Annotated in this window: 19 protein-coding genes; 7 read left to right on the forward strand and 12 right to left on the reverse strand. The window is 35.6% G+C overall.

Going from position 1 to position 26,786, the window contains the following annotated elements; genetic code table 11:
• The first annotated feature begins 60 nt into the window (after positions 1–60).
• The 4 genes from LV89_RS21915 to LV89_RS21935 all read left to right on the forward strand — a co-directional run bounded on the left by LV89_RS21915 (position 61) and on the right by LV89_RS21935 (position 5,812).
• Complete coding sequence (locus LV89_RS21915) at positions 61–567, forward strand: DinB family protein (protein ID WP_109745073.1); 507 nt, start codon at positions 61–63, stop codon at positions 565–567.
• 1,116 nt (positions 568–1,683) lie between these two features.
• Positions 1,684–3,876 (forward strand): peptidase domain-containing ABC transporter, encoded by a 2,193-nt coding sequence (locus tag LV89_RS21925; RefSeq protein ID WP_109745075.1) that lies wholly within the window; start codon positions 1,684–1,686, stop codon positions 3,874–3,876.
• A 78-nt stretch (positions 3,877–3,954) separates the two neighbouring features.
• Positions 3,955–5,244: an HlyD family secretion protein gene (locus tag LV89_RS21930; protein ID WP_109745076.1), complete on the forward strand. Its 1,290-nt coding sequence runs from the start codon at positions 3,955–3,957 to the stop codon at positions 5,242–5,244.
• Between the two features lie 4 nt (positions 5,245–5,248).
• The gene (locus LV89_RS21935) at positions 5,249–5,812 is read left to right on the forward strand and encodes a Crp/Fnr family transcriptional regulator (protein WP_158279657.1); all 564 of its coding nucleotides are present in this window, start codon (positions 5,249–5,251) and stop codon (positions 5,810–5,812) included.
• 225 nt (positions 5,813–6,037) lie between these two features.
• Here the strand turns inward: LV89_RS21935 and LV89_RS21940 are convergent, their stop codons facing one another.
• Complete coding sequence (locus LV89_RS21940) at positions 6,038–6,319, reverse strand: hypothetical protein (RefSeq protein WP_109745078.1); 282 nt, start codon at positions 6,317–6,319, stop codon at positions 6,038–6,040.
• Between the two features lie 215 nt (positions 6,320–6,534).
• Here LV89_RS21940 and LV89_RS21945 point away from each other — a divergent pair, with 215 nt between their 5' ends.
• Positions 6,535–7,971, forward strand: coding sequence for a TolC family protein (locus tag LV89_RS21945; protein WP_109745079.1), 1,437 nt, complete (start codon positions 6,535–6,537; stop codon positions 7,969–7,971).
• Positions 7,972–8,266: 295 nt separating this feature from the next.
• On the opposite strand, the gene LV89_RS21950 is transcribed toward LV89_RS21945, so the two are convergent.
• The 11 genes from LV89_RS21950 to LV89_RS22000 all read right to left on the reverse strand — a co-directional run bounded on the left by LV89_RS21950 (position 8,267) and on the right by LV89_RS22000 (position 25,796).
• A complete protein-coding gene (locus LV89_RS21950) occupies positions 8,267–9,031 on the reverse strand; it encodes an SDR family oxidoreductase (protein WP_109745080.1) in 765 nt (254 codons plus the stop codon).
• Between the two features lie 102 nt (positions 9,032–9,133).
• Positions 9,134–9,454, reverse strand: a complete 321-nt coding sequence (locus LV89_RS21955) for a nuclear transport factor 2-like protein (protein ID WP_109745103.1) — start codon at positions 9,452–9,454, stop codon at positions 9,134–9,136.
• 109 nt (positions 9,455–9,563) lie between these two features.
• On the reverse strand, positions 9,564–10,316 hold the full coding sequence (locus LV89_RS21960) for an SDR family oxidoreductase (RefSeq protein WP_109745081.1): 753 nt from the start codon (positions 10,314–10,316) through the stop codon (positions 9,564–9,566).
• 110 nt (positions 10,317–10,426) lie between these two features.
• Complete coding sequence (locus LV89_RS21965; RefSeq protein WP_109745082.1) at positions 10,427–11,347, reverse strand: helix-turn-helix domain-containing protein; 921 nt, start codon at positions 11,345–11,347, stop codon at positions 10,427–10,429.
• A gap of 1,039 nt (positions 11,348–12,386) precedes the next feature.
• Entirely contained in the window at positions 12,387–13,064 is a 678-nt protein-coding gene (locus LV89_RS21970; RefSeq protein ID WP_109745083.1) for a LytR/AlgR family response regulator transcription factor, read from the reverse strand.
• Between the two features lie 11 nt (positions 13,065–13,075).
• Entirely contained in the window at positions 13,076–14,908 is a 1,833-nt protein-coding gene (locus tag LV89_RS21975; RefSeq protein ID WP_146199230.1) for a tetratricopeptide repeat-containing sensor histidine kinase, read from the reverse strand.
• A 337-nt stretch (positions 14,909–15,245) separates the two neighbouring features.
• Positions 15,246–15,701, reverse strand: a complete 456-nt coding sequence (locus LV89_RS21980; RefSeq protein ID WP_158279659.1) for a hypothetical protein — start codon at positions 15,699–15,701, stop codon at positions 15,246–15,248.
• 547 nt (positions 15,702–16,248) lie between these two features.
• On the reverse strand, positions 16,249–16,593 hold the full coding sequence (locus LV89_RS21985) for an IS1 family transposase (protein ID WP_109745086.1): 345 nt from the start codon (positions 16,591–16,593) through the stop codon (positions 16,249–16,251).
• Positions 16,594–16,662: 69 nt separating this feature from the next.
• Complete coding sequence (locus LV89_RS21990) at positions 16,663–19,467, reverse strand: glycoside hydrolase family 2 protein (protein WP_109745087.1); 2,805 nt, start codon at positions 19,465–19,467, stop codon at positions 16,663–16,665.
• A gap of 39 nt (positions 19,468–19,506) precedes the next feature.
• A complete protein-coding gene (locus LV89_RS21995) occupies positions 19,507–22,074 on the reverse strand; it encodes a glycosyl hydrolase 115 family protein (RefSeq protein ID WP_158279660.1) in 2,568 nt (855 codons plus the stop codon).
• A gap of 104 nt (positions 22,075–22,178) precedes the next feature.
• Positions 22,179–25,796: a hybrid sensor histidine kinase/response regulator transcription factor gene (locus LV89_RS22000; RefSeq protein WP_109745089.1), complete on the reverse strand. Its 3,618-nt coding sequence runs from the start codon at positions 25,794–25,796 to the stop codon at positions 22,179–22,181.
• 227 nt (positions 25,797–26,023) lie between these two features.
• Between LV89_RS22000 and LV89_RS22005 the strand changes: the two genes are divergently transcribed.
• Entirely contained in the window at positions 26,024–26,320 is a 297-nt protein-coding gene (locus tag LV89_RS22005) for a transposase (RefSeq protein ID WP_109745090.1), read from the forward strand.
• A 20-nt stretch (positions 26,321–26,340) separates the two neighbouring features.
• Positions 26,341–26,775 (forward strand): IS3 family transposase, encoded by a 435-nt coding sequence (locus LV89_RS25730; RefSeq protein ID WP_229201576.1) that lies wholly within the window; start codon positions 26,341–26,343, stop codon positions 26,773–26,775.
• The last annotated feature ends 11 nt before the right edge of the window (positions 26,776–26,786 follow it).

Genomic DNA, 26,786 nt, shown 5'->3' on the forward strand with positions numbered 1-26,786 from the left:
ACATACCGTTGTCATAGACTCATTTTAATTTTGTTGCATAATAATTTAAACAATAACAAAATGAGTGTCAAAAAAATAATAACAAGCTACGCAACTTACAATTTAAGTGCTAATAAGCAATTCGTGAATTGGTTAAGCAAACAATCAGAGGAACAACTTTTGCAAGAAGTTCCATCAAGTTTCAAAGGTATTCTTCAAACCTTAAACCACATTTGGGCTATTGAAGAAATGTGGTGTGCCGACCTTTTCAAAAACGACGATGCTGTAAATCGTTATGGTGTGCAAGACTTAAATTCCAAAGAGGTGTTTGAAGGATTATTAAACAGGTCTTCAATAATTGCAGAAAAAGTTAACCTACTAACAGACAACACTTTAGCTGAAAATATATCTATCAAAACACCATGGTTTGAAGCGAATCTTACACTTGCAGAATATTTGCAACATCTTTTTAATCATGGTACTTATCATCGTGGACAAATTATAACCATTGCACACCATTTGGGATTTACAGAAATGCCATCAACTGACTTTTTATTTTATTCTTTAATGGCATCAAACCAATCTTAAAACTACGGAATGAACTGTGTTAAAAATATCACAAAAATTGTATCAATCCAAATATTACAACACATCCATTAACCTATGAAACGCTTTTTCAATTAGTCGGAATTTTGATGTCCTGCATTATCTTATGACTATGAGAAAAATAGGTGTTTATAAACCATAGCAAGTGTTTTCATCTTAAAGCTGTTTAAACTTTTTATTTTGAGAAGAAATTTGAATCATTTTTCATCTGTTATTTTAATATTTGAAGCCCCTGCATAGCAGAGCAAAGGAGATGCCCAATCTTGAGTAAATATTGGATTAGCAGATTTAAAATGAACGGGTTTATGCCGAAAAGAAAGTTTAAATAGCTTTGTTTTTATCCCAATTTTAAAGATTTGATGAGTATTTTATAGAAGTCATCGTTCAAAACGCTACGGTTTATACACAAGTATTTGAATATCTATTTAGAGCCATAGGCTCGGTTAAATTTTGTAGGGGTGGGTTTTAACCCAACGAAAATGATGCGAAATGCCATTTTAGAGCCAGATGCTCGACCCATTTTTAATGCCTCGTTCCTACGGAACTCAAAAAATGGTCATTTTCTTTTTCGGTGGGTTTTAACCCAACGCTACAAAATCGGTCAAGCCTACGGCTTTTTTATTAGACTTCCTGCGAAAGTGTATTACAAAACATTTCCCTTTTCAAAGGAACAATCCTTTTGAAATGAAATGATATTTTTAGGGCTATCTTTTCCAAAGGTGATATTGATAAACTATCAATGAAACAAGCAAGTTGAATTTTACCCTAAAATTCGCCACAAATTATTGTTAAAAATTAGGCGTGAATAATTTAAGCAATGAACAATATTTTACCAAAAGACCAACAGATTATCAAGAAGTAGGCGTGTCGGCATCAGATGGGCGAAGTGGTGTGACTACTTTGAGTTTTAAGTGGTAAAATTTGAATAAACATGGGTAGTAATAGCTCAGACACCTTCATTACTTAAAACTGTTTCAGAAATATGCCATTCGTGGTACAATTTTTGCTTGAAATAGGCATATAATCAACCCATAATAATCCATTCAAACTTGTTATTTCATCAATATTTCAATAACAGTTTGGGTAGTTTTTTAATTTATGCCAAGTTTTCCTTTTTTCAAGCAATTCGATACAATGGATTGCGGGCCTACCTGTTTGCGAATGATAGCCAAGCATTTTGGTAAAAATTATTCGTTACAAACCTTGCGTGAAAAAAGCGGAATCAACAAAGAAGGCGTGTCGATGGCGGGTATCGGAATGGCTGCCGAATATATCGGTTTTCGTACCTTAGTCGCCAAAGTTTCCTTTGAAAAACTTGTCTCAGATGCTCCCCTGCCCTTTATTGCTCACTGGAAACAAAACCATTTTGTGGTGGTTCATGCCATCAAAAAAGATAAAGTTTTTGTGGCAGACCCCGGTGTTGGTTTGGTAGAATATTCGATAAAAGATTTTAAAACCAATTGGGTAAGTAGTCAGAATAATGCCAACGAACCAACGGGCATTGTAATGTTGTTTGAAACCACGCCCAAGTTTTTTCTCAACGACGAAGACAAACAAGATTCAGGGCTATCTTTTAAGTATATTTTCAATTACCTTTTTACCTACAAAAGCCTTCTCATGCAAATTGCGTGGGGTTTATTGATGGGTGGGGCTTTACAATTAATTCTGCCTTTTCTTACCCAATCCATTATTGATATTGGTATCAATACCCGAAATCTCAGCTTCATTAATCTAATTCTTATCGGGCAATTTGTGCTTTATTTTGGGCGGTCGGTCGTGGAATTTATTCGGGGTTGGATTTTCCTACACATTGGCTCAAGAATCAACATTTCTATCCTTTCAGATTTCTTCATTAAGTTGCTTCGACTACCCATTTCGTATTTCGACACCAAGTTTCAAGGAGATTTATTACAACGTATCGGCGACCATGAAAAAATAGAAAGTTTTCTGACCAATACCGTCATTAGTACCATTTATGGGCTTTTCAATTTTATCATTTTCAGTATTGTTCTGAGCATTTTTAGTGGTAAAATATTCCTAATGTTTTTGGGAGGAAGCATTTTGTATGTGCTTTGGATTTGGCTTTTTCTCAATCAAAGAAAAATTCTTAACAACCGAAGTTTTGAGATAGCTGCTAAAAGTCAAACCGCTACTTTACAGATAATTGATGGTATTCAAGAAATAAAATTGACCAATAGCGAACAACAAAAACGCTGGGATTGGGAGAACATTCAAGCCTCATTATTTAGGCTTAATATGAAAGGACTGGGGCTTTCACAAATTCAGAGTGCAGGAGCTTTATTTATTAATGAAGGTAAGAATATTCTTATTACTTACCTCACGGCTCGTGCGGTGATTGAGGGCGAAATGACACTCGGAATGATACTTTCGGTAGGGTATATTTTGGGTATGTTGAATGGACCAATCGAACAGTTTATCCATTTTATCCAAGATTATCAAGATGCAAAATTGAGCCTTGAACGCCTCAATGACATTCATAAAGTAGAAGACGAAGAACCCCTTGGCAAACAGCGGTCGGTACAACTTTCTACCAATAAAACGCTGGCATTCACCAGTGTATCGTTCAAATACCCCGGTACGAGCCGTAATATTTTAGACAATATAGATTTTGTAATTCCACAAGGAAAAACCACTGCTATTGTAGGGTCAAGTGGAAGTGGCAAAACGACAATTTTGAAATTGTTGCTTAAATTTTATCAACCAAGCCAAGGACAAATCATCGCAGGAAATACTTTTTTGAGTGGCATTAATCATAACTATTGGCGAAGTAGATGCGGTGCGGTGCTTCAAGATGGCTTTGTTTTTTCGGATACCATCGCCCGAAATATTGCCGTTGGCGAAGATTTTGTGGAATTAAATCGCCTCAATCATGCCGCCCAAGTTGCTAATATTGCTGAGTTTATAGAAGGTTTACCTTTGGGTTATAATACAAAAATTGGAGCAGAAGGTAACGGGCTAAGTCAGGGACAAAAACAGCGTTTATTAATTGCCAGAGCCGTTTATAAAGACCCCGACTATATATTTTTCGATGAAGCGACCAATGCGTTGGATGCCAATAATGAGAAAATTATTATGGAAAATCTGACGGAGTTTTTTAAGGGGAAAACGGTCATTGTGGTTGCCCATAGATTGAGTACCGTAAAAAATGCCGACCAAATTGTGGTGCTTGAACAAGGACGAATCGTAGAAAAAGGTACACATGAACAACTTACCAACTTACGAGGATATTATTATTCTTTGGTAAAAAATCAGTTAGAATTAGGGAATTGATTAGATGCTATCGTAGAGCGAACATCCCGAAAGTTTGAAACTTTCGGGATGTTGTAATCCAATACGTTAAGAAGAATTATGGAACAAAAAATATACAAAGAACTTCGCAGTGATTCGGTGCAGGAAATAATGAACTATCAACCTACTTGGCTAATTCGTTATGGGACTGCTTTGTTCACTATTTTCTTCCTGTTGATGTTTGGAGGCACATTTTTCATTAGCTATCCAGATATTGTGAAGGGAACTTTAAAACTGACTTCTTACAATATGCCAAAAGCTGTTGTGGCAAAAACAGCAGGTAAAGTCATTAAATTATTCGTAAAAGAAAACACATTTGTAGAACAAAATGATGTTTTGGCGTATTTAGAATCTACCGCCAATCATCAAGAAGTTTTAGCACTTTCAGCACAATTATCAGTTATTGAAAAAGAGGTTTCAGAAGGACGTTATGCCAAATTGAATGCTTTGCAAAAAGGGAATTTCATAAACCTTGGAGAACTACAACCTGATTTCCAACAATTTCAATCCTCCTTAATTCAATTACAAACGATGCTTTCTTCGGGTTTTGGAAACCAAAAAAAGAATATTATCGTAAATGAGTTAGAAAATTCCAAATACTCCGCCTCTAAACTCAATGAACAAAGGCAAATCTACCAAAGAGATTATATCCTTGCTGAAAAAGACTTTGCAACCCAACAACGCTTGGCTCGTCAGGGTATAATTTCGGCTAATGAATTATCGAAAGAAGAAAGTAAAATGTTAGGTAAACAATTGGCTTTAAAGCAGATAGAATCTCAAATAATCAATAATCAAGCAGAGCAAAGTGGTAAATCAAAGGAATTATTGGAGTTAGATAAAAATCTTTTTGAACAGAAAAAGTATTCTTTTGAAGGCTTAAAAACACTCATTAGTGCCGTCGATAAATGGAAAAACACCTATATTTTAACGGCTCCCTCGGCGGGATATATTTTATTTCAAAGCAATATTCAAGAGAATCAGGTAGTAGCGGCAAATCAAGAAATATTTTATATTGGCAATCAGCAAAATAATTTACCGATTGGTCAAATCCAGATTGCCCAAGATAATTTAGGGAAAGTCAAAGCGGGTCAAAAAGTAATTATCAGATTCAATAGTTATCCATCAGAGGAGTTTGGAACGGTGGATGGAATTGTAGAGTTTATCTCTCAAATTCCCGAAAAAGACAATAGCTATTTAGTTACCGTAAAACTACCGAATGGCTTAACCACCACCTATCATAAAAAATTAAGTTTCAGAAATGGAATGTTGGCAAATGCAGATGTTGTTACCGAAGATAAATCATTGGCAGCCAAGATTTTATACCAATTCAGAAAAGCACTTCAACGATAAATATATGACCTATTCATTCAACATATTTAAAGAGTATGAATCACTAAGTCCATGTATTCAGCATCAAATATTGTCTAAACTACAAGTTTTACAATTTGCCAAACATGACTATATTCTAAAAAAGGGAGATATTTGTAAAGGTATTTTTCTGATTGAAAAAGGGTGTTGCCGTACCTATCTTGAAAACGGAGAGAAAGAAATAACAACCAATTTTGGCATTGATAAAAACATTATTTGTAGTGCTTATAGTTATTTTTCTCAAACGCCTTCAAATGAGTATATTCAAACATTAGAAGACACCACTTGTTACTTTTTTTCCTATAAAAGTATCCATTTACTTTTGGCAGAACACGTAGAATTTAATGTATTCGTCCGAAAAATTTATGAATCTTTATTGATGAATGAGATAAATTTACTCAATTCCATCAGGTCGATGAGTGCTTTGGAACGTTATGAACATTTCATGGAAAAAACCCCGCAAGTATTACAAAGAGTGCCTTTAGGACATTTAGCGTCCTTTTTGGGAATGAGCCAAGAAACGCTTAGCCGAATGAGGGGTAAAGTATAGACAGCTTCAATACACTGTTTAGTAAGTTTTAGGGAGAAATTTAATTCTCTGAAAGAACTTCTCGAAAGTAGAAAAAACTTTCGAGAAGTATAAAACGCCGTCTTCACTTCCCGAAAGTTATTTTTACTTTCGGGAAGTTCAACAGTCAGAAAACTTATTAGATAGCTTCAAATAAAAAAGCCTTGAAATTCAAGGCTTTTATTTTTATATCTCAAAAAATGCAAATTATCTGCAACCACCTAATGAAAAGTTAAGTGAGAATGAGAATCCTGTATTGCAAGTTGTTGGCTTTGGCGTACAAGAAGTTGTAGGAGTTGTATAACCACCTGTGTTACATGATGGTGCTGGAGCCGTATAACACGGTGCTGGAGTTGGTTTTGGTGCTGGCTGACACACAACTGGTTTTGGAGCACAAAGACTTAATAATGAGAAAAGTCCGAAAGTACCACCTTTTACTTCTTCTGTACTTGTGATTTCAAGGGCTGCAAAATTATTTAATGATTTCATTTTATTGATATTTTAAGGGTTAAATCTATGCTATTTTTATACCATAGAATATTAGAGTTACTATACAAATGTATGAATTTGAACTTGGGATACATAAGCCCATAAATGCTTTTTGATATATGTCAAAAAGAAAAAAAATGCCCTTAAATGGTACGATTTTTGGTGTAAAATAGAAAACATTACCCACTTCAAAATTATAGATTACTATACGTTTTATGTTCAGAATATCCGTGTTCGTTTTGTTGTTACATACAATTCAAGGTTTTTCGCAGACTATAAAACCATTGACCTTGCAGGAATGTATCAGTAAAGCCCTTGCCAATAATCTTCAAACACGACAAATTCAATATCAGATTCAAGAAAACGAAAGCCGAATAATATCCTCAAAATTCAGTCAGTACCCTAATGTAAACGGTTCATTTTCTCAAAATTTTGCTTCTGGTAGAATCATCGACCCCTTCACGAATGTTATCATTAATCAAAATACCAATTATCAAAATTTAGGCATCAATTCATCCGTTGTGGTTTTTGAAGGAGGAGTTTTGCGTAATAATATTCGCTTGAATGAATTGGGAGCAAAGTCGAGCCAACAAGAATTGAATGCCACTAAAGAAAATATCAAACTCAAAGTTATTGAAGCATTTTTTCAAGTATTAAATGCCCAAGAACAATTAGCAATTACCAAGAAGATTTTTGAAAGTTCAACTTTTCAACTCAATCGAATCGAAACGTTATTGAAAGAAGGTATGGCTTCAAAAGCGGTTTTGTTTGATATTCAAGCCCAAATTTCGGGAGAAGAATTGGGCGTAGCAAATGCAGAAAGTGCTTTGGAATATGCAAAAATTGTGCTTTTGCAGGTAATGAACGAAAATAAAACAACGATAGAAATTGATACAAAAAACATGGTTCAATCCACGACAGAACCTTATAGTTTTCCTGTCAATGCAGTCATGCAAAGTGCCATCGGCACACAATCTATTGTAGATGTAGCTAAAACTAAGGTAGAAATATCTGAAATTGGGATTGATTTGGCAGAAGCCAGCAATAAACCAAGTGTTAGTGCTAATTTGAATATGGGGACAAATTATTCGAGTGCTGCCCCCGACCAACGATTTGTTTCAGATGGGAAACCGTCAAAATTTATTGAATCCAAATCAAACGACTATGTTTTATCAAACGGGCAGAAACAAAATATTATCAAGCAAGTTGAAGTACCCAGTGGCGATTTTCAAAAATTAGGATATACCAATCAATTAGGATATAATTTTAGTACCATCGTTGGTTTCAATGTTAGAGTACCCATTTTCAATGCTTTTGATTCAAAAATAAAGATTCAGCAAGCCAATTTATCAAAACTGAAAGCTGAAAATGAACTGAATATTACGCAAATCCAAGTCAAAAATACGGTAGCATTGGCTTACCGAAATATGCAAACGGCTTATCTAAAATTAGGTTTAATCAACAAACAATTAGCAGCTCTTGAAGTAGCTTTTGACCTGACGAAGAAGAAATTTGAAGAAGGAAATTTGAGTTCTTTGGAATATACCCTTGCCAAAAATAACATTGATAAAGTGCGTGTAAGCGTAGTACAAGCCAAATACGAGTATATTTTCAGAACGAAGGTTTTGGATTTTTATGCGGATAGAATTTGAGTTTTCGATATTCGATGTTTGTAAACGAAAGTTGGATTCAAAACCATTTTAAAATAGAGAGGTTACACAGAGAGCCACAGAGAAAACAATAGAAAACCACAGAGATGAACCTCTTAATTAAACTCTCTGACCGACCAAGTAAATAGAAATTCAATCTTAGGATTTATTTTGGTAGCCTCTAAAAATGTCGTCAAATATAATGCTAACAAGTTATGTCGCACTCTATAAACTATATAACTGAGCAAAAAGCGTAACAAAGCTTTAAGCCTTATTACGCTTTCTTTGGGGGAAGATATTATAAATTCATTCCGCCAGAAACTTCAATTCGTTGTCCATTAACCCAACTGGCTTCTTCAGAACAAAGAAAGGCAACAACAGGTCCAATATCATTTGGTAAACCTACCCGACCAAGAGCTGTAACTTCCGCAATGTGTTTGTTTACATGTTCATTATCTCTTACTAAACCACCACCAAAATCAGTTTCGATTGCACCCGGTGCTATTGTGTTGACCGTAATACCACGCACGCCTAACTCTTTGGCTTGATAACGGCTAAGCACCTCAATAGCCCCTTTCATTGCCGAATAAGCTGCGAATCCCGGATTACAGAAACGTGTTAAACCTGTAGAAAGATTTATGATACGTCCGCCGTCATTCAAAATTGATAATGCTTTTTGGGTTAAAAAGAAAACTCCTTTAAGATGAATGTTAAATAATTCGTCAAAGGCTTCTTCATTTGTGGCTTCAAATGGTGCATGAATACCGATGCCTGCATTATTAATGAGAAAGTCGAATTTTTCTGTCTGAAAATCAGCTTTCAATACATCTTTGACCTGCTCAATAAATAAATCAAAGCTTTGTACTTTGCCTGTATTTAATTGTAAAGCAGCAGCATTTACGCCAAGATTTTTAATTTCGGCAACTACATCCATTGCTTCATTTTGTTTACTATTATAGGTAATAATTACATTTATACCTTTTTTTGCGAGGCTTAATGCCATGTTTTTGCCTAAACCACGGCTACCGCCAGTTACTAAGGCTATTTTTGAAATACTTCTCATTTTTTTATTTGCTTTTTGTTAAAAAATAATTGTTTTTTGAAATAATTAAGACTTTTCAAATAGTCATTCTAAATTAGAGGGTATGCTATTGTAGAACCTTTCCTACTTAGTTTGCCCTATTTCTAATTGATAAAACTTCCCGTTACGATTGCAATAAAACTTAAAATAAGCTTTGAAATCACCCCATTTATCGCTGTGAAAGTCTCCGTAAATAGTCAATCCGTTATCGTTGACTTCTTCGATACTGGTAAACCACTCCTGACCGATAGCCTCTGTTGAAAACTTTTTAAAATTTCGAGGATGACCATCGTCTAACAGTTTGGCATCTTCGGTAAAAAATGAAAGCCACTCATCTGAATTTCCAGATTGCCAAGCCTCAAAGGCCGCCTTCACAGTTGGATTTGTTAGTTTACTAATTTCCATTGATGGTATAATTTGATGGGAATGTTTTGTGTTAGATTGTCCGCAGGCAAATTGACTGCCTACGAACAAAAAAAGTATGATATTTTTCAATTTTACCATGCTTTTCAATTTATAGAGTAGCACCACCATTCACAAGCAAATGTTGACCATTCACAAACGAAGAAAGGTCACTGGCAAAAAATTCGGCTACATCTGCTACGTCTTTCACTTCAGCCATCCTACCCATCGGGCAACTTTCTATAATCATTTTTCGCAATTCTTGATAACCGCCTTCTTCTGCAAAAATGCCAGAATGGTCAACAGCATAAGGAATGATGGAATTAACGGTAACCCCTCGGTGTCCAATCTCTTTAGAAAGCACATCTACCATGTAGCGTGGAGTGGTTTTACTGCCACCATATACAGCCATTCCTGGTATAGGAAATACCGTAGTACTTGAAGCAATATAAATAATACGTCCTTTGTCTTGAATCGCTTTAGCTGCCTGCTGCATGGTGAAATAAGCCCCTTTTGTGTTAATAGAAAATAAACGGTCAAACTGCTCTTCGGTAAAAGCTGTAACTGGAGTTTCTACCATTTCAATGCCTGCATTTGCTACTACAATATCAATTTTGCCAAATACATTAATGGCTTCATCAAAAAGTTTTTGAATATCATTTACCTTACTGACATCCGCTTGCACAGCGATGACTTTAACACCCATTGCGGTAATGTTAGACACTACTTCATCAGCAGATGCTTTGTCTTTTGAATAATTGATGATAATGTCTGCACCTAATGAAGCATATCTTTCGGCAATGGCTTTTCCTAAACCTCTTGCTGAGCCTGTTATAAGGGCTACTTTGTTGTTTAAACTTCTCATTTCTTTTTTTATATTGTTATTAATAAATTGACAATACAAAGTTGAAATGAAAAATCAGCCAGAATTATACATGAATTATAGGAATACTTACAAGATTCAGAGAATGAGGGCTAAATCATGGATTTGCGATAGGATGCAGGTGTAGTTTGTGTATATTTTTTGAAGTAATTACTAAAATGTGTGGTTTCGAGAAAGCCCAATTGAAAGGTAATTTCTTTAATTGATAATGCTGAATTGTGGAGAAGAGCTTTTGCTTGAGCAATCATTTTATCCGAAATCCAAGTGCTTACTGTTTTCCCCGTTTTACTTTTAATCACATTATTCAAATAGCTTTCATTGAGCATTTGTAAAGCCGCATAATCACTTACTCTTAATTGTTTGGTAACTTTTCCCTCTACCAATTCCCGAAAATGCTGTTCTAAATTAGTTTTAAAGGTTTTTACGATTTGAGAACTTTTATTACCCTCATAAATTGGATTGTACTCTTTCCAAAACGATTCTTTTACTTTTAATAATAATACTACCAAAAGGCTACCTAATATTTTGTTTTTAAACTTAGACGCAGAGCAAAACTCTTTTTCAATCTGAAGATAAATTTCTTCAAACTCGATAAAATCGTGTGCAGGCAAGGTTCTTGGGTATATGGTTTCGGATAACAAAAATGGAAATTCATTAAAAATATCAGGATGAACATTCTCTCTAAGAAACGTTTCTGTAAAAGTTATCAAACAAACATCTTCTATTTCAAACCATTCAAAAGACTTATAATGACCTGGATTTGTAAAATAAATAGTACCTGGCTGAGTAGCAAAAGAGACATCATCTGTTGTGTATTTTCCTCGAGCATCTTTGACAAATAGAAATGAAAAGTAGTTGGGACGAAACCCATTTGACTTGAATGGTAAGGTAGGATGGAGATGTTTTAAATTATTAATTGTGAAATTGTCGCTATCCAATATACTATCAGTAGGCAAACCCATTGATTTATACGTATCATAAAAGGTATCAAAAATTAGAATCTTATCTGACATTGGGACTATTTTCTTGTTAATTGATTTATAATGGTCAATTGTAAATTTCACAAAAATTAGTTCATATTGGTGATATTAACAAATATGTTAGCATATCCCAAAACTTTTGGCAAATGTTCTACTTTAAATTTTCATTTAGGTAGTATTCATTTCTGACTTCGACAATTAAAAGGAGGGAGATAAAAACGAAGAGTTAAAATCAGTGCATAGGTATATAGATACTATAGCACATCTAAATTAAGTATATATTTATCTACAAACAAGCTATTAAAATATACTTTGAATAATATACAATAAATATATACCAATTCATTAACACTAAAGTCCACTTTTTGATTTTGGAGAATTGTCTATTTAAACGGGCGTTTGATTGGACTGGAAATTTTGGAGGGATACTATCGGTTATTTTAAACGCAATACTTTTCTTGATTCTTGGGATTCTGATTCTTGGAATCAAGCTTTGGTTCTTAGATTCAGATTCTTGGAATCACGTGTTGGTTCTTAGTTCTGATTTTGGATTCACCGTTAAGCCTATTTCAATATCCTTATTTTCCCAATTAAAGTGGTCTATAAAAACGGTGCTATTGTGATAACAATAACACCGCTCAAGTTCGCATACTTGAAATAAATATTATTAACTGTAATTGATATAAAGAAGCTTTTAATTTTAAACCTAAAGCTTGGATTTTATACAGTTTTAGAAGAGTCTCATTTGTAGATTTTACAGCTATTGTGTTTCAGTTTAAATGATGATTTCTGTGTTAAATATATGCGATAAATGATTAGACTTCCTGCGAAAGTGTTTTATGATTGAAAAATGGTATATTTTCGAGTGAAAATAGCGGGAATTTTGAAAGCATAGCAGAGCTACGGTTGAAAAATTTTCTCTATTTGTAGCCGAAAAGATGTTGTTTTACGACTTAAAACACTTTCGCAGGAAGTCTATTATATTTTAAAATGTAATCATGCTTAGAAAGGGTAATCTCCATCTTAACTTTTACTCCTCCAAAAGTGACTCATTTTCAATGAAATACTCTATTTACTTCTCAAAAAGGTCTTTCTTTGAAAGTGGTATTATCGTATTTTTTATTACTACATTTTTAGCACTATACTTCTCAATTTTATCTTTGTTAACTATAAATGCCCTATGAATTTGAATGAATTTTGAGGGAGGTAATAATTCTAAGATTTGCGAAATAGTAGCCCGAGATTTAAACGTTTTTTCATTGGTGTAAAAGAGTAAATAATTTCCCTCTGAATTGATGAAATTGATGTCGTCTAACAATAACTCAACTTTATATTCACCATCTTTCACCAAAATACTATGTTTCGGTTTGTCTTCTTTCGAAGATTTTATGAGTGCCAATTCAATAGACGCTATCAAGTCGCTGTTTTTGAATGGTTTGGTTAGATAAGAGTAGGGCGAAGTTGCAACAGCTTCGCTGATGACTTTGGCATTTTCGTAGGCAGTTAGATAGATAAATGGTACTTTTTGTTTGTTTTGAATGAGATTCCCCAAACTAATCCCATCCATTTCTCCATCACCCAGATTGATGTCAAGAATAGCGAGGTCAACCAACTCTTTATTGAGAATTGTCAAGGCTTCATTAGCGTTTTTAGCTTCTAAAACCTGATAGCTATTTTCTTGAAGAATTTTCTTAGTGAGTCTTCTATTCAGAAAATCATCTTCTACGATTAGTATTACTTTTGAGTTCATTGCGACGGTTGTTAAAAACACATTTTCAGTTCAAACCCTTTTTTGAGTTGCGTTTCCACAGTGCCATTGAGTTGGTCAATCAGTCCTTTCATGATTTCTACCCCAAGCCCTTTGGTTTGTACATTCTTAAAATCAAAGCCAATGCCATTGTCGATGTAGTGTAGGCAATTCTTTTTTGAGTTTTTCTCTTGTTTGATTTCGATATTAATGATGCCTTTTGTTTGATTTTTGAAGGCGTGTTTCATGCTATTGCTAATCAACTCGACGATAATCAAACCCAATGGCAGGGCTTTGGTGATAGATAAAATCTCGATTTCACAAGTGACAAACAGACCCACATTCTTTTCTTTGATGTCATAAGAATCCTTGACGAGTTCGGATAGGTCGGTTATGTACCGTGTCAAATCCACCTCATTAACACTTTCGGAAACATTTAATTTTTTATGGAGCAAAGCAATTGAATGAATCCGATTCTGGTTGCTTTTTATCAAGTCGTCAATGTTGCTATGACTGACTGATTCTTTTTGGATTTCTAAGATACTGATAACATACTGCAAATTGTTTTTTACTCGATGCTGCAATTCAGAAAGGAGAATCTGTTTTTGCTCCATCGTTTTTTCAATTTTGTCCTTTTGAAGACTAATTTCTCGATTTTTATCTTTCAAAATCGTATTACCTTTTTGTTTTTGACGGTTGTTCCGAATCAAAATGATGGTCAGTACCCCAAAAAACGCAAGAAAGCCAATTAGCGTATTTTGCCTGATAGAATAGTCGTATTCTTTTTTAGCTTCTACCAATTCTCGTTCACGTTGTTTGATGGTATTGACAATATTTTGCGTTTGAAAAATTCTCGAAGAAGTGTAAATGCTATCGTTAGAGGCATTTACTATTTTCAAATAATTGATTGCTTTGGTTGGATTTTTTTGTTCGTAGATTTGAGCTAAAAGTTTGGCAGCACTTATGGTAAGCACTAAGTTTTTGAATTGTTGACCGCCTTTTAATGCTTTTTCTGCATAAAAAATAGCCGAGTCAGACTGATTCATCGCCTGAAAAACTCCCGCCAAATCAACCGACTGCTCAGATTCTAAAAATGGATTGCCAAATTTGTTTGAGAAACTCATCGCAATCCTCAGATAATGCAATGCCTCTGGGTAGTTTTTGCGTTTTTTTTCTACCCTTCCCATGATGGCATTGGCATACGATACCTCTATGGGGATATTCAATTTTCGGCAACTCGTATCCATTAGTTTGCCGTAATACATGGCCAAGTCAAATTCGTTTAGATTTTCGTAAACCTCGCCAAGATTATGGTAAATCAGCCATTTTCCATTATTGGGCAATGATTCTATTTCGGGGTTATTTTTGGCCTTTAGTAACCATTCTAATCGGTGTTGGCTATCTTGCTGTTTTTCGTAAACAAGAGCTATTAAATTATAAAAAACGATTTCCAGCTTGGGGTATTTTGCTTGACTTACCTGCAAGCCTTCATAAGCCGACTGCATACCATTTTGCCAATCGCCTGTGATGGTTGAGACAAAGCTCAACGCCTGTAAAGAAACCAATTCTCCGTAGGTGTAACTAAGTTTTCTGGCAAGTTTGATTGACTCGGTTGCATATATTACTGCTTGGTGAGGTGCTGTCATTGTATGGTACCTTGCCAAATGCCATAAGCTAATCACTCTATTGGTGTCTTCAACAACCTCAGTCAAATTTTGTTTCAATCTATTTACCTTCTCGGTGGGCAGACTAAGCGGTTGAGCGAAGCCAGAGGTAGCCAAAGCCATGATTAGTAAAAGTGATATTTTAATGAGTTGGCTCGGCATAATTGCTAAATAACTTCCCAAAAGTTTTAACTCTTTCGGGAAGTTGATTTTATTTGCTTTAATAGACTTTCCTGCGAAAGTGTTTTATGATTGAAAAATGGTATATTTTCGAGTGAAAATAGCGAGAATTTTGAAGGCATAGCAGAGAAATGGGGGGATGCCCAATCTTGAAAAATTTTCGCTATTTATAGCCGAAAAGATGTTGTTTTACGACTTAAAACACTTTCGCAGGAAGTCTAATTTAATAATAATGGATATGTAGTTTTGAGACAACTATATACTATTGAGACATAAATACCTGGTCATATTACCCCTCTTTACGTTCACAATATCATGTCTCAATACTATAATTATGGTTTTATTGTACTGGCACTAATCTCCACATTTGACCTGAAACATTTTGAGTTTTATCCATAAACGCATTGCCAGAATATACTGATTTATTATCAGGTTTATTTCCTTCCAAAGAAAAACTGTTGCCATGTAGCATTGTTCGCAATCTATAAAGGTGGTCGCCATTGTTGGCACTCACTAAGTCTAATCGCCATAGTTGACCTGTTACATCTTGAAAGTTATCCATAAAAGACCGACCGTCTTTCTCTCCACCAGCAGTGTTAGCTTCTAAACATTTACCATCGCCCTGATCTTTCGATTGTAAGCGATACCACCCTTTGTTTTTAGCATCTGGGACTAATTTCCACATTGTTCCAGTCGCACCTTTTTGAGAAGACATAAACGATGCACCACTCATAACATTACTCGCCGAACCATTGCTTTCAAGAGATAGTGCATCGCCCGTGAATGCTGTTCGCAAATAATAATAGCCTTTATAATTAGGACTAAAAGAATGTCCCCTATCTTGGCCATAGGATGTTAATGTAAGACCAATGAACAGAATCATTCCAAGGATTTTTAAAGTTTTCATTTTTTAAGGTTCTTAGTAAATTTTACCTACTCTGAATCAGCATTTTCGGCTTCCTGCTTTTGTTTATGCAACAAAACTATTTCGCCTTTACACACGCTCAAAATTTGTGGGATATAAGTCAGATTTTAGGGATAGAAAGTGGTATTGCTTAACCATAATTAGATATTTTACCCAAACAGACATATTAGACTTCCTGCGAAAGTGTTTTAAGTCGTAAAACAACATCTTTTCGGCTACAAATAGCGAAAATTTTTCAAGATTGGGCATCCCCCCATTTCTCTGCTATGCTTTCAAAATTCCCGCTATTTTCAATCGAAAATATACCATTTTTCAATCATAAAACACTTTCGGAAACATTTAATTTTGGTACTGATTTAAAATGTATGCTCTGCTTTTACAAGTGAACCAAACTTATTTCTAAGAAAAATATAAGCTTTTATAATTCCATAGTGCAAACATCTTTCTTAGAGAAACAAACTGTTTCTCGGCATAACCTTTTTAGATGCGTTCTAAAATCTCTGTTGTGTCTCTCAATGTGAGTGGTTTTAGCTTTGGCAATAATATGTTTTTGGGGTGGAATATTCTTTTTGTAAGACTTCCAATCATCGGTTCGATAAGAATCAATCTGTAAATGGCTCAGTTTTTTCATCAAAGTCTTACAAGCTGAATCATTCCGTTTTCCGATATGAAAAGCCAATATTTTGCAAGAATCGGGGTCGTAGGCATACCAAAGCCACCCGCTTCGGTAGTCCGATTTTACCTTGTTTTCGGTGTTTAACAAAAGTCCACATTTCGTCGGGGAATTTCTATGAAGTCCTCCCTAAAGCATGAAAGAATGCACTTTTTTAGATTATTTTGGCGTAGCACCAAAGTAAAAAAGAAGCTTACGTTTTTTTGTCCCTTCTAACGTATTTAGGTCACTCGATGGTCCTAATCCTTTTACTTCTGATGCACTAACACCCATTTTTGACCCTACCGCAGGTATTGCATCCAAAAACGATATATCACCGATTGGCAAAGTGGGATGAGGCGTAGCTCCGTTGATGGCATAAAATTGGAACAAACGCACAAACAAGTTATCATCAGGCGAAGCAATCGTAAATTTTCCTTCCATAGTACTTAGTTCCATCCAAACAATATTGGCATAATACCCTTTAAATTCGGGGTAAATCCAAGGAGCATTTCCTGTTTGCGTATTGTTGTAAAGGTTTTCATAAACATTGTACGTAATGCCTTGGGGACGATTCTTCCACGTTCGATAAGGCCCTTTTCCCAACCATTTAGCTCCTAAAACTAAGCCTTCGGGATAATTAAAACTGATTCCTGCAAATGGATATTTGCCGTTGAGGGTATATTCATATTCCATTTCAAGCCAACCATTAGCATTCATTTTCCAACGAACTTTCTTTAAATCTCCTTGGTATTGTACTTCTACTACTTGTGCATCATTTTCGGGATAGTGTTTTATTTCAGCAAAAGAAGCTGTGCCACTCACCAAAACAGGGCCGTTTGTAAAAGAAAGCTTGGCACTGTAATCATTTGTGAGACGGATTATTTTCCCTGTATTTTTATGAAAACTTACTGCAATTCCATTGGCTTTCAAGATAATCAAACTATCCGTTTCCGTAGCAGTAGTTGGTTGATTTGCTGAAATTTGAAGCAATGGTTTGAGCAAAGTTTCGTTACTTTTAATTTTCCAAACCCAACGATACAACTCACTATTTTGGTTATCAGACACTTGTAGTACAAGACCATCATAAGTTTGCCAATCTGTTGGTAAATCCAATTGTAATGTTCCGTACTCAGTTGGCAATACATTAGGTGCAAAGGCGATTCCAGATTTTTCAACTGTATATCCTGACTCTTTGTCGGCTTTATCTTTAAATTTGACTAATTGCCAACGAAAAGTACATTGATTGAGGTTCGTAAAATGATAGCGATTTTCGACAGGTATTTTTCCCGTAAAATCAATCGGAAGTTCTTTCATTGAGATTTTTACAGGCGAATAAATCTCACGGATGGCATAAAAACTACCTTCTTTTTCTCGATGTGGACCAACAACTCCATCAGGGGCATTGATACCATTGATGTCGATGATATTTTGGTGGTCAGTACGCATAATGCCTTCATCCGCAAAATTCCAAATAAAACCTCCTGCACCTTTTTTGGCATTCCAATGTAATTCCCAAAAATCTGCCAACGCTGCGGCACCACCTCCATCGTGCATGGCGTGCAAAAACTCTGTTGGCATATAAATATTGGTATCTGCCAACAGTTTTTGAGTACTATAATAATTTTCGTAATGATTACAATCTATACCATTGAAGGCATTATCTGGTTTGTGATGTGCATGAATCACTGTTCGGTTTGATATATCGTAAGTACTAAAATCATTGTCAAGGTCTTTGTTATGTCCACCTTCATTGCCATTACTCCAAAAAATAATAGAAGGGTGATTGGTATCACGCATCACCATTTCTTTGACCAAAGGTTCGCCAGCCTTCGTATTATAAGCCTTTTGCCAGCCAGTTAGCTCGTCAATCACATACAAACCTAATGAATCACATAGCTGTAAAAAATTTACATCAGGAGGATAATGTGAGCATCTTACGGCATTCATATTCATTTCTTTGATGAGTTTTACGTCAGTCAAATCACCTTCAGGAAAGGTCGCTCGTCCATATTCTGGCCAAAACACATGACGATTTACTCCTTTCATTTTGATTTTAACACCATTCAGATAAATACCATCTTGTTTTCGTATCTCGATAGTCCTAAAACCAAATTTTTCTGAAGTCGTATAAAGAAGTTCTTTGCCTTTCTTGAGTTGGACTTTTACTTGGTATAAATGAGGCGTTTCGGCTGTCCATAATGCGGGACTGGAAACATTTGTTTGTAACAATGCCGTTGAGTCATTTCGAGCAATAATAGTGCTCGTTGTCGCAATTTGCTTTCCCTGTTTATCCAAAATTTGAGCAATAACTTCTCTACCTTCAAGCTTTTGATTGAGGTGTACTTTTAGCTTAAACTGCCCGTTGGCTTTGGCATCTATCGACATCCAATCGATATTTTCTTTAGGTCTAATTTCAAGAAATACTGGGCGAAAAATGCCTCCAAAAATCCAAAAATCTGCTAAACGCTCAGCATTATTGACCGTTTTTTCTGCCGACATTTTGCTGACTTTTACTTCCAAAAGATTGGATTGTCCCCATTTGAGTTTATCAGAAATATTGTATTTAAAACGGTAAAAAGCACCTTGATGTACTTTCCCTGCTAATTCTCCATTGATTTTTACTTCGGTATCGGTCATTGAACCCTCAAAGACAATCCAAATTTCCTTATTTTTCCAAGTGTTGGGAGCTGTAAAGCTTGTTTTATAGCAACCCTGTTCGTCGGCATATTTAAACAATTTGCCAAAACTAACATCATCTCGACCGTAATTATATGTCCCAAAGCCCTCTTGTTCCCAATGACTTGGCACGTTAATGTCAGACCAAACATCCGCCTTTCGACCATCCGAAACTTTGAATTGCCATACTTTCGGGTGTTTGACATCTGTTCCAGATAAATATATTTTCTCGGCTTGAGTAGGCACTTGTGCCATATTTGGAAAGCCTAATAATAGGAAAATGAGAAAAGAAAATACAAATTTCATATTATGCTATTGATTTAACATTCAAGTATTTATGGATAATTATTTATTCAGCAACTTCATATCTAAGCGACTAATTGCCAAGCCAGTGTCCATCAGATAAAGGCGAACCTTTACTTTTTGGGATTTTGTACTCGTAAATGGAATAGTCGATTCGGCAAAGCCACGAAGAACATTGGCAGACCATTTTTTGTCTTCTTTCAGATTGGCAAAATTTACAAAACTCGGTTTTTCTTGATTGAAAGATACCCCAAGCAAGAGATTTCTACCTGCATGAATGGCATGGGTAGGCAAACATTTTACCGAAAATTCGTAATTTCCTCGCTTCAGTAAAAACTCATAGTCAACATAAGGGGCATTTTCGAAGGAAGTTTCTTTGAAAGATATGCCCGTAAAAGGATAACGACTAATACTTTTACCACCTAATCCAAGTCCATTGATTGTCATGATTTGTTCATGATTGATGGTATGTTTTTTTAGGAAATCAGCCGCAAAAATCGTCAATGAATCTGTTTGAGAAGAGGCACTGACAGGCGTAGTGTCTAAATATCGACGGTCATACACTTTGGGTGCTTTGATAGTACTGTCCAAAATCTCAGGGACACCGACTTGTGGCATTCCATAAACAGCTAAATTTCGAGGAGCATAAGTAATGACATGATCCCATTTTCCACCTTCAATAGCTGTGGTATAATGATGAGTAAGTGCCTGAATTTGTTTGAACGCCTCTGCCAACTTTCGGGTGTATTCAATGGCTAAAGGTTTATTGGATAGGGCTATCTGACGACTCCATTCGGCATAGAAAATTTTATCATTCATGAGCCCAGCACCTTTAACGGGATATTCGATTAATTCAAAAAAGGCATCTTGCAGATACGACGGAACACGTTTTTTAAGCTTGTCAACTTGTTTCATTAGTTGATTATAAGCTTGAATTCGATATTGTTTTGCTTCATCATCAAATTGTAAAATACCCAGATGTTCGGGCTTGCCATTTTGAGCCAATTGTAAATATTGATTTTTGATAGAAGCAATTTCAGGAGCAAGTTCTTTACCAAATGTGCTGTTAGCCCAATATTCAGCATATTTTGAAGCATTTTCAGGATTCCATTTGTTGACATCCCAAGCCATATCCAAGAAAAACTGCGTTTCCATTTCGGAAGGTTTTATATCTCCAACATTGAGTACCCAAAGTCTATTTGCCCCAAATTGATACGCTTTGGTCATTTCATAAGACATCAACGAAGGCGATGTTGTAGTAAGCCATAAATAGTCGTGTGGACCACCAAGGTAGGATAAATGATAATACACGCCACTGGCACCACTACGTTTTTGCTCTTCAGGATTTGAAAGTTGACGAATATAGCCAAAATTGTCATCTGTCCATATCAAAGTTGCCTCTTCGGGAACTTTCAAACCAGCTCGGTATAAATCGAGCACTTCTTTGTATGGACAAAATATCTGAGGTGTTTTGGCGACACCACCAAGGTATTTCTCAAATATCTCTCTTTGGTCTTTAAAAATAACATCCAATAACTGAATTTTACCTTCTTTGGTAGTTGGCCCAACGATTGACCCATCTCTAACACCACGCATTCCGATGGTATAAATAGCTTCATAGTTTTGAGCTTCCTTGATTCGGTCTTCCCAATATTGGTAAATTTGAGCCTTGTTATTATCATAGCGATATTCGCTGGGTTTCTGCTTATACTCATTTGCATAGTTTTTCCCCCATTCAAAAGTATTACTTCTGAGCATCATATCGCAGTGCGTTGAGCCAATCACAATACCATACTTATCTGCAACTTTGGGATTTTGCTTATAATACCAAAAAGCATTGGTACTATCGTGCATCGCTGGCCAAATCATGTTGGCTCTGAGGCGTAGCAACAATTCAAACACATGACTATAAGTATTAGGACCAATATCCTTGATGTCGGTATCCATTTTTCTTTTAGACCAAGCATTCAAACCCCAGTCTTCATCATTAATAAAAATGCCTCTATATTTTACAGATGGTTCACCAACAGTTACATTGCCGTTGATAGCATAAAGTGCTTTTCTTGGTTTAGGATGTACATCAGCCCACCATTGCCAAGGCGAAACACCTGCCAATCGAGAAATTTCAAATAAGCCATAAGCCGTGCCACGGCGGTCACTTCCTACAATTACTAAGGCTTGTTTGATTTTGGGGAAAGGATTATTGATAGTCGCAATGGTAAAAGATTCCCATTTATGTTGAATTTTACTAATATCCAATTTTTTCGACGCTACCAGTTGTTGTATCAAAGGCGAATGGTCAAGTGTGCCAGCAATAATAAGAAATGGAGTCGATTGGAGTTCATGAACGACCTTGGGTTTGATACCTGAAATCTGATGAATATCCGAAGCCAAAGCCTCAGCAGCGATGTTGACTACTTCAGCATTTTCTGTTTCCACTACAATATTGGTAGCAGTGCTGCCACTCACAATAGGAAAAGCTCCGACTTGAGGTTTCGAAACAATTTCTATACTTTTTTGTGCTAAGGTTTTTGGGGAAAATAATCCAAGCATCAGCACAACAAGTCCAGACAAATAAAAGGGTAAAAGTACACGTCTAAAGCAATTCATTAGGAAAATAATTATGGTTTTGAGCAGCAAAATTACCCGTACCCTAATGAAAAATATCGGCAAATTATACCAAAAAACAGGCATTTTGATACATAAATAGGCTTTTATGACTGATTGGCACTTCCAAATTTTTTGGGGGTTTGTCCATACTGTTTTTGAAAAGCCCTGCTGAATGTTGTAGCGTCAGAATATCCAACGAGATAGGCTGTTTCTGTTACCGTGTGCTTTTCTTTTAAATATACAGTCGCTTTTTTGAGTCGAATCACACTGATAAAATCATGAACCGATTGATTGCTAAGTGCTTTGATTTTGCGATACAATTGGGTTCTACTAAGTGCCAATTGATCGGCTAACCAATCCACACTCAAGCTGGCATTCAACAGATTATTTTCTATCAAATCGTTTACTTTATTGATAAAAAGTTGGTCTATTTCACTCATCCCAGACACTTGTGCGTCAAAAGTTGTGGATGTACCAAACAAGGCTTGAAGTTTTTTGCGAGAATGTAATAAATTCTGGATACGACTTTGAAGCACCGTGGTATCAAAGGGTTTAGCCACAAAAGCATCTGCACCAAAATCATAACTTTCTACCTCTGTACTTTGCGAATGCTTGGCAGTAAGCACAATCACAGGAATATGACTTGTCCGTTCATCTTTTTTGATTTTTTGACAAAATACTAAACCGTTTTCTTCGGGCATCATCAGGTCTGTAATAATCAAATCTGGGATAATTTCTTGAGCTTTTTCAAAACCCTCTTTCCCATTTTTTGCTTCATATATTTGATAAGAATTTTCCAAAACAGATTTTAAATACTGTCGAATATCGTCATTATCTTCTACCAATAATACGATTGTTGAATGTGCTTGCTGAGGAGATTGTTCTCGTAAATCAACTTGCGGTACTGAATCAGAAACAGGAATTAACGCTTTATTTTCTGCTAAATTTTTTAAGGTAAATTGAAAAATAGTGGCTACAAATGGCTCGCTCGTAGCATAAATTTTTCCTTGATGTAGTTCTACTAATTCTTTGGTCAATGATAACCCAAGTCCTGTGCCTTCCAAACTCGATTGCTGAAAGGTATCTACCTGAACAAAAGGTTCAAATATCGTAGTCAATTGATTTGCAGGAATACCCAAACCAGCATCTTGCACAGATATGCTTACTTCATCTTGTATGGTACTAATTACCTCAAGTTTGATGATAATAGCACTTTTGTCTGGACTAAATTTTAACGCATTTGAAAGTAAATTATAGAGAATTTTGCTAAGTGCTTCGGCATCGAATCCCCAAATGAGCATATCCAAACTTGTTATAAATTGCAGGTCAACCTGCTGTTTTTCAGCACGATACTCAAAAGAAGTCACAAGCTGTCGAATAAACAAAACTATATCCTGTTGCTGAATATGAAGTTTTCGAGTGCCAGAGGCTAACTTACTAAACTCCAATAATTCATTAATCAACAGAAGCATCCGACTGGCATTGCGATGAATAATTTGATAATAATTTTGTTCTTTTTCCGCTGAAACTTTTCCCAATAGTAAGGCATTAATGGGGTCAATAATCAGACTGAGTGGCGTTCTAAATTCATGTGAAATATTGGTAAAGAAACGAGATTTAAGTTCATCTATTTCTATGGCTTTTTCAGTTTGTAGCTTTGCTTCAAAGAGGCTTTTATCATATTCTTGGCGAGTTTTTATAACTTTAAAGATACCATAAAGGAGTAATGCTATTGCCATTGAATAGTATATATATGCCCACCAAGTACGCCACCACGGAGGAAGTATATTGATTTGTAACACAGTAGGTTTCGTACTCCAAATACCATCACTATTGGTAGCTTTTACTTGTAATTGATAACGACCAGCAAGTAAATTTGAATAACTGGCAACTCTTTGTTTAGCATCAGTCATAATCCACTCTTTATCAATGCCTTTCAGTTGATAAGCATACCTAATTCGTTGTGGGGCAATGTATTCTAAAGCAGCAAATTCGATAGAAAAAGAATGATCATCGTAGGTAAACGTAAGCTCTTTGGTCTGCGAAATAGGATTTTGTAGTAATATTCTACCATTTACTTGTTCGCCGAGTGTAACGGGTTTATTTTGAACAGTAATATCAGTAAAATAAGCTGTCGGGATTTTAGGATTATCCTTAATTTGTTGTGGCAAAAACGACACAAATCCTTCTGTACTACCCAAAAACAACTCGCCTGATTTGGTGTCCATACCACCTGAGGCATCCGTAAATTCAAAGTTCGGGGTGTTTTCCTTAATAGTATAATTCCGAATATTTCCTGTTGCAATACTTAAACGAGAAAGTCCCAGTTTATGCCCAATCCAAATATATCCTCGTTTGTCTGTCAGCACTTTGGTAATATAGGTATCAGGTAATCCATCATTTTGCCCAAAGATTCTAATTTTGCCATTCTTGTTTATACTCACTAAGCCATTTGCCGTTCCTGCCCATATTGTTCCCTTTTCGTCTTGCACTATCGAATACACCCGATTGTCGAGCAATAGGGGCTTATTTCCATCAGCTCTGTAAGATATGATACGATTGATATTTAAGCTATTAGCCTCACGTTCTACTTTTGCCAGACCAGCATATTCAGAACCAATCCATAAATGATGTGCTGAGTCGAAAAACAAACAACCCGCTCCAGAACTACTCAAGGAAGATGGAATTGATTGTTTTTGAAAAGTGTTATTCCGAGGATTATATTTCAGAATACCATTTGTACTACTAATCCAAATAGATTTGTCGGAAGGGTCTTCTGCTATTGCGAAAAAGCGAGTAAACTGACTGTTTTTGTCTTTAAAATAATGAACTGTTTTATGACTTTTGGGGCTAAATCTGTCGAGTCCCGTTCGACTTCCAATCCAAATATTTCCTTCACTATCCTTCAATAAAGCACGGATATTTTTTTCAGTTTGAAGTCCAAGCAACTTTTTAGGAACAAGTGACTGTCTGTCTAAACAATAAACACCTTTATCTTGTGTTCCAACCCAAATATCAGCGGAGTCTGTCAATATGGCTCTTAGTGCAATTGTAGAAGTCGAAGAAAGAATATTAGCTAAAGAATAAGCATGAAAAGGTTTAGGATTTAGGGCTATTTTGTTGACACCTCCTGTGGTTGTCCCTAACCACAATACGGCATCATCGTCCTTATAAACACAATTGATATTATTGTCATTGAGTCCTCCTTCGGTAGAAGGTTTTAAGTTAAAAACAATATTCTCTTTTGTCGGAGAAAGGTCAAAAAGTCCAACTGTTTTACGAAGTTCAGGAGCAAGATGCTGAATTTTTATAAGACTCAACTGTCGTTTGGTAGAATCTCGTATTGATTTGGGGAGTTGACTACTTTTGAACCGAGTAAAATCATCGCTTTGATAATTATAGCGACAAATGATTGAAGGGAAGGTTTCTATCCACAAATCACCAGAAGTATCCTTGTAAATATAGTGGATTCGATTGCTGGCAATGGAACGGAGGTCTTTGGGGTGATTTTTATATATTTTGAATTTGTAACCATCATATCTGCAAAGCCCATTCCAAGTACCAAACCACATAAAACCATATCTATCTTTTACAATCGCCCTCACCCGATTTTGGGATAGGCCGTCTTTAGTCGTCAGATAACTAAAATATTGTCCATGAACATTCTCAATATGGAAGAAAGCCATAAAGCATATACAAACAGCTATTATAAATATTTTCATATCAAGAAAAACAACAAATCCATACTTAAAAGCAAAGCAATGTTAAAATCTCCTTTCAAAAAGACTTAGAACCTGCTTTGTCTGTCACATTATAAGAAGTTGTTTAAATTATTTCAACTAATATTCCACTGATTAAGAACGTATTAGAATGTTCTACATTTCTCCCGAACCCCCTAATTAACTGGACAGATTTTTCGTAAACAATGTTTTAATAACTTTACGAAATTATGAGCAATCACAGACGTAATTGGAGTCTTTCCGAGAAACTCGAAGCTGTCCAATTAATGAAACGAGAAGGGGTCGGAAAAGCCTCTCGTCAACTTGAAATTTCGAGTACCACGCTTTATAAATGGGAACGTCATTTTGATAAAGATGGAGAACAAGGACTGATGGCAAAAGTTGTAGCGGACAAAAATCCAGAACTCGAAAGAATTAAAAAAGAGAACTACGAACTCAAAATGTTAGTGGCTGAAAAAGAATTAATCATTAGAATTCAAAACGAACTTCTAAAAAAAAGTCCTTAACTAAAACCATAAGGCTTTCAGTGGCTCAGGCTTGTATAAACTTAGGAATCACCAAGAGTTTAGTCCTCAAAATTTGTGAAATTAGCCGAAGTTCTTTCTACTATAAACCCAAATTGGAAGCTCAAAAAGTAGGGAGAGTTTTCTCAAAAAACACCCAAAAAACAACTGGGGGATATGATGATAATGAACTTGTTGTTGAACATATTAAGACTTTATTAGCCGAACCTTTCGTTGATTATGGATATTTGAAAGTAACGTTTTTCTTACGAGAAGAGAAAAATTATGTCATCAATCCTAAGAACAGGAACGCCTGCCGAGTTTACCGCCTGATGAAAGCCAATAACCTTTTATGCAATGATAAAGGCTCTCGTGAGTTTACTAAACGTCAATGGGTGAAAGAATTAGTACCAAAGCCCATAAAAGAATTCACTTACCGCATCGGCGGTCCGATTTGAGTTTGATATTA

It is taken from the genome of Arcicella aurantiaca, from assembly GCF_003148625.1.
In the GTDB taxonomy this organism is placed as follows: domain Bacteria; phylum Bacteroidota; class Bacteroidia; order Cytophagales; family Spirosomataceae; genus Arcicella; species Arcicella aurantiaca.

Excerpts from the sequence above, each read along its gene's own strand:
- LV89_RS21945 (WP_109745079.1), top strand. The coding sequence starts at position 6,535 with ATGTTCAGAATATCCGTGTTCGTTTTGTTGTTACATACAATTCAAGGT.
- LV89_RS21950 (WP_109745080.1), bottom strand. The coding sequence starts at position 9,031 with ATGAGAAGTATTTCAAAAATAGCCTTAGTAACTGGCGGTAGCCGTGGT.
- LV89_RS21960 (WP_109745081.1), bottom strand. The coding sequence starts at position 10,316 with ATGAGAAGTTTAAACAACAAAGTAGCCCTTATAACAGGCTCAGCAAGA.
- LV89_RS21915 (WP_109745073.1), top strand. The coding sequence starts at position 61 with ATGAGTGTCAAAAAAATAATAACAAGCTACGCAACTTACAATTTAAGT.
- LV89_RS21940 (WP_109745078.1), bottom strand. The coding sequence starts at position 6,319 with ATGAAATCATTAAATAATTTTGCAGCCCTTGAAATCACAAGTACAGAA.
- LV89_RS22005 (WP_109745090.1), top strand. The coding sequence starts at position 26,024 with ATGAGCAATCACAGACGTAATTGGAGTCTTTCCGAGAAACTCGAAGCT.
- LV89_RS22000 (WP_109745089.1), bottom strand. The coding sequence starts at position 25,796 with ATGAAAATATTTATAATAGCTGTTTGTATATGCTTTATGGCTTTCTTC.
- LV89_RS21995 (WP_158279660.1), bottom strand. The coding sequence starts at position 22,074 with ATGAATTGCTTTAGACGTGTACTTTTACCCTTTTATTTGTCTGGACTT.
- LV89_RS21965 (WP_109745082.1), bottom strand. The coding sequence starts at position 11,347 with ATGTCAGATAAGATTCTAATTTTTGATACCTTTTATGATACGTATAAA.
- LV89_RS21935 (WP_158279657.1), top strand. The coding sequence starts at position 5,249 with ATGACCTATTCATTCAACATATTTAAAGAGTATGAATCACTAAGTCCA.
- LV89_RS21930 (WP_109745076.1), top strand. The coding sequence starts at position 3,955 with ATGGAACAAAAAATATACAAAGAACTTCGCAGTGATTCGGTGCAGGAA.
- LV89_RS21925 (WP_109745075.1), top strand. The coding sequence starts at position 1,684 with ATGCCAAGTTTTCCTTTTTTCAAGCAATTCGATACAATGGATTGCGGG.
- LV89_RS21955 (WP_109745103.1), bottom strand. The coding sequence starts at position 9,454 with ATGGAAATTAGTAAACTAACAAATCCAACTGTGAAGGCGGCCTTTGAG.
- LV89_RS21990 (WP_109745087.1), bottom strand. The coding sequence starts at position 19,467 with ATGAAATTTGTATTTTCTTTTCTCATTTTCCTATTATTAGGCTTTCCA.
- LV89_RS21970 (WP_109745083.1), bottom strand. The coding sequence starts at position 13,064 with ATGAACTCAAAAGTAATACTAATCGTAGAAGATGATTTTCTGAATAGA.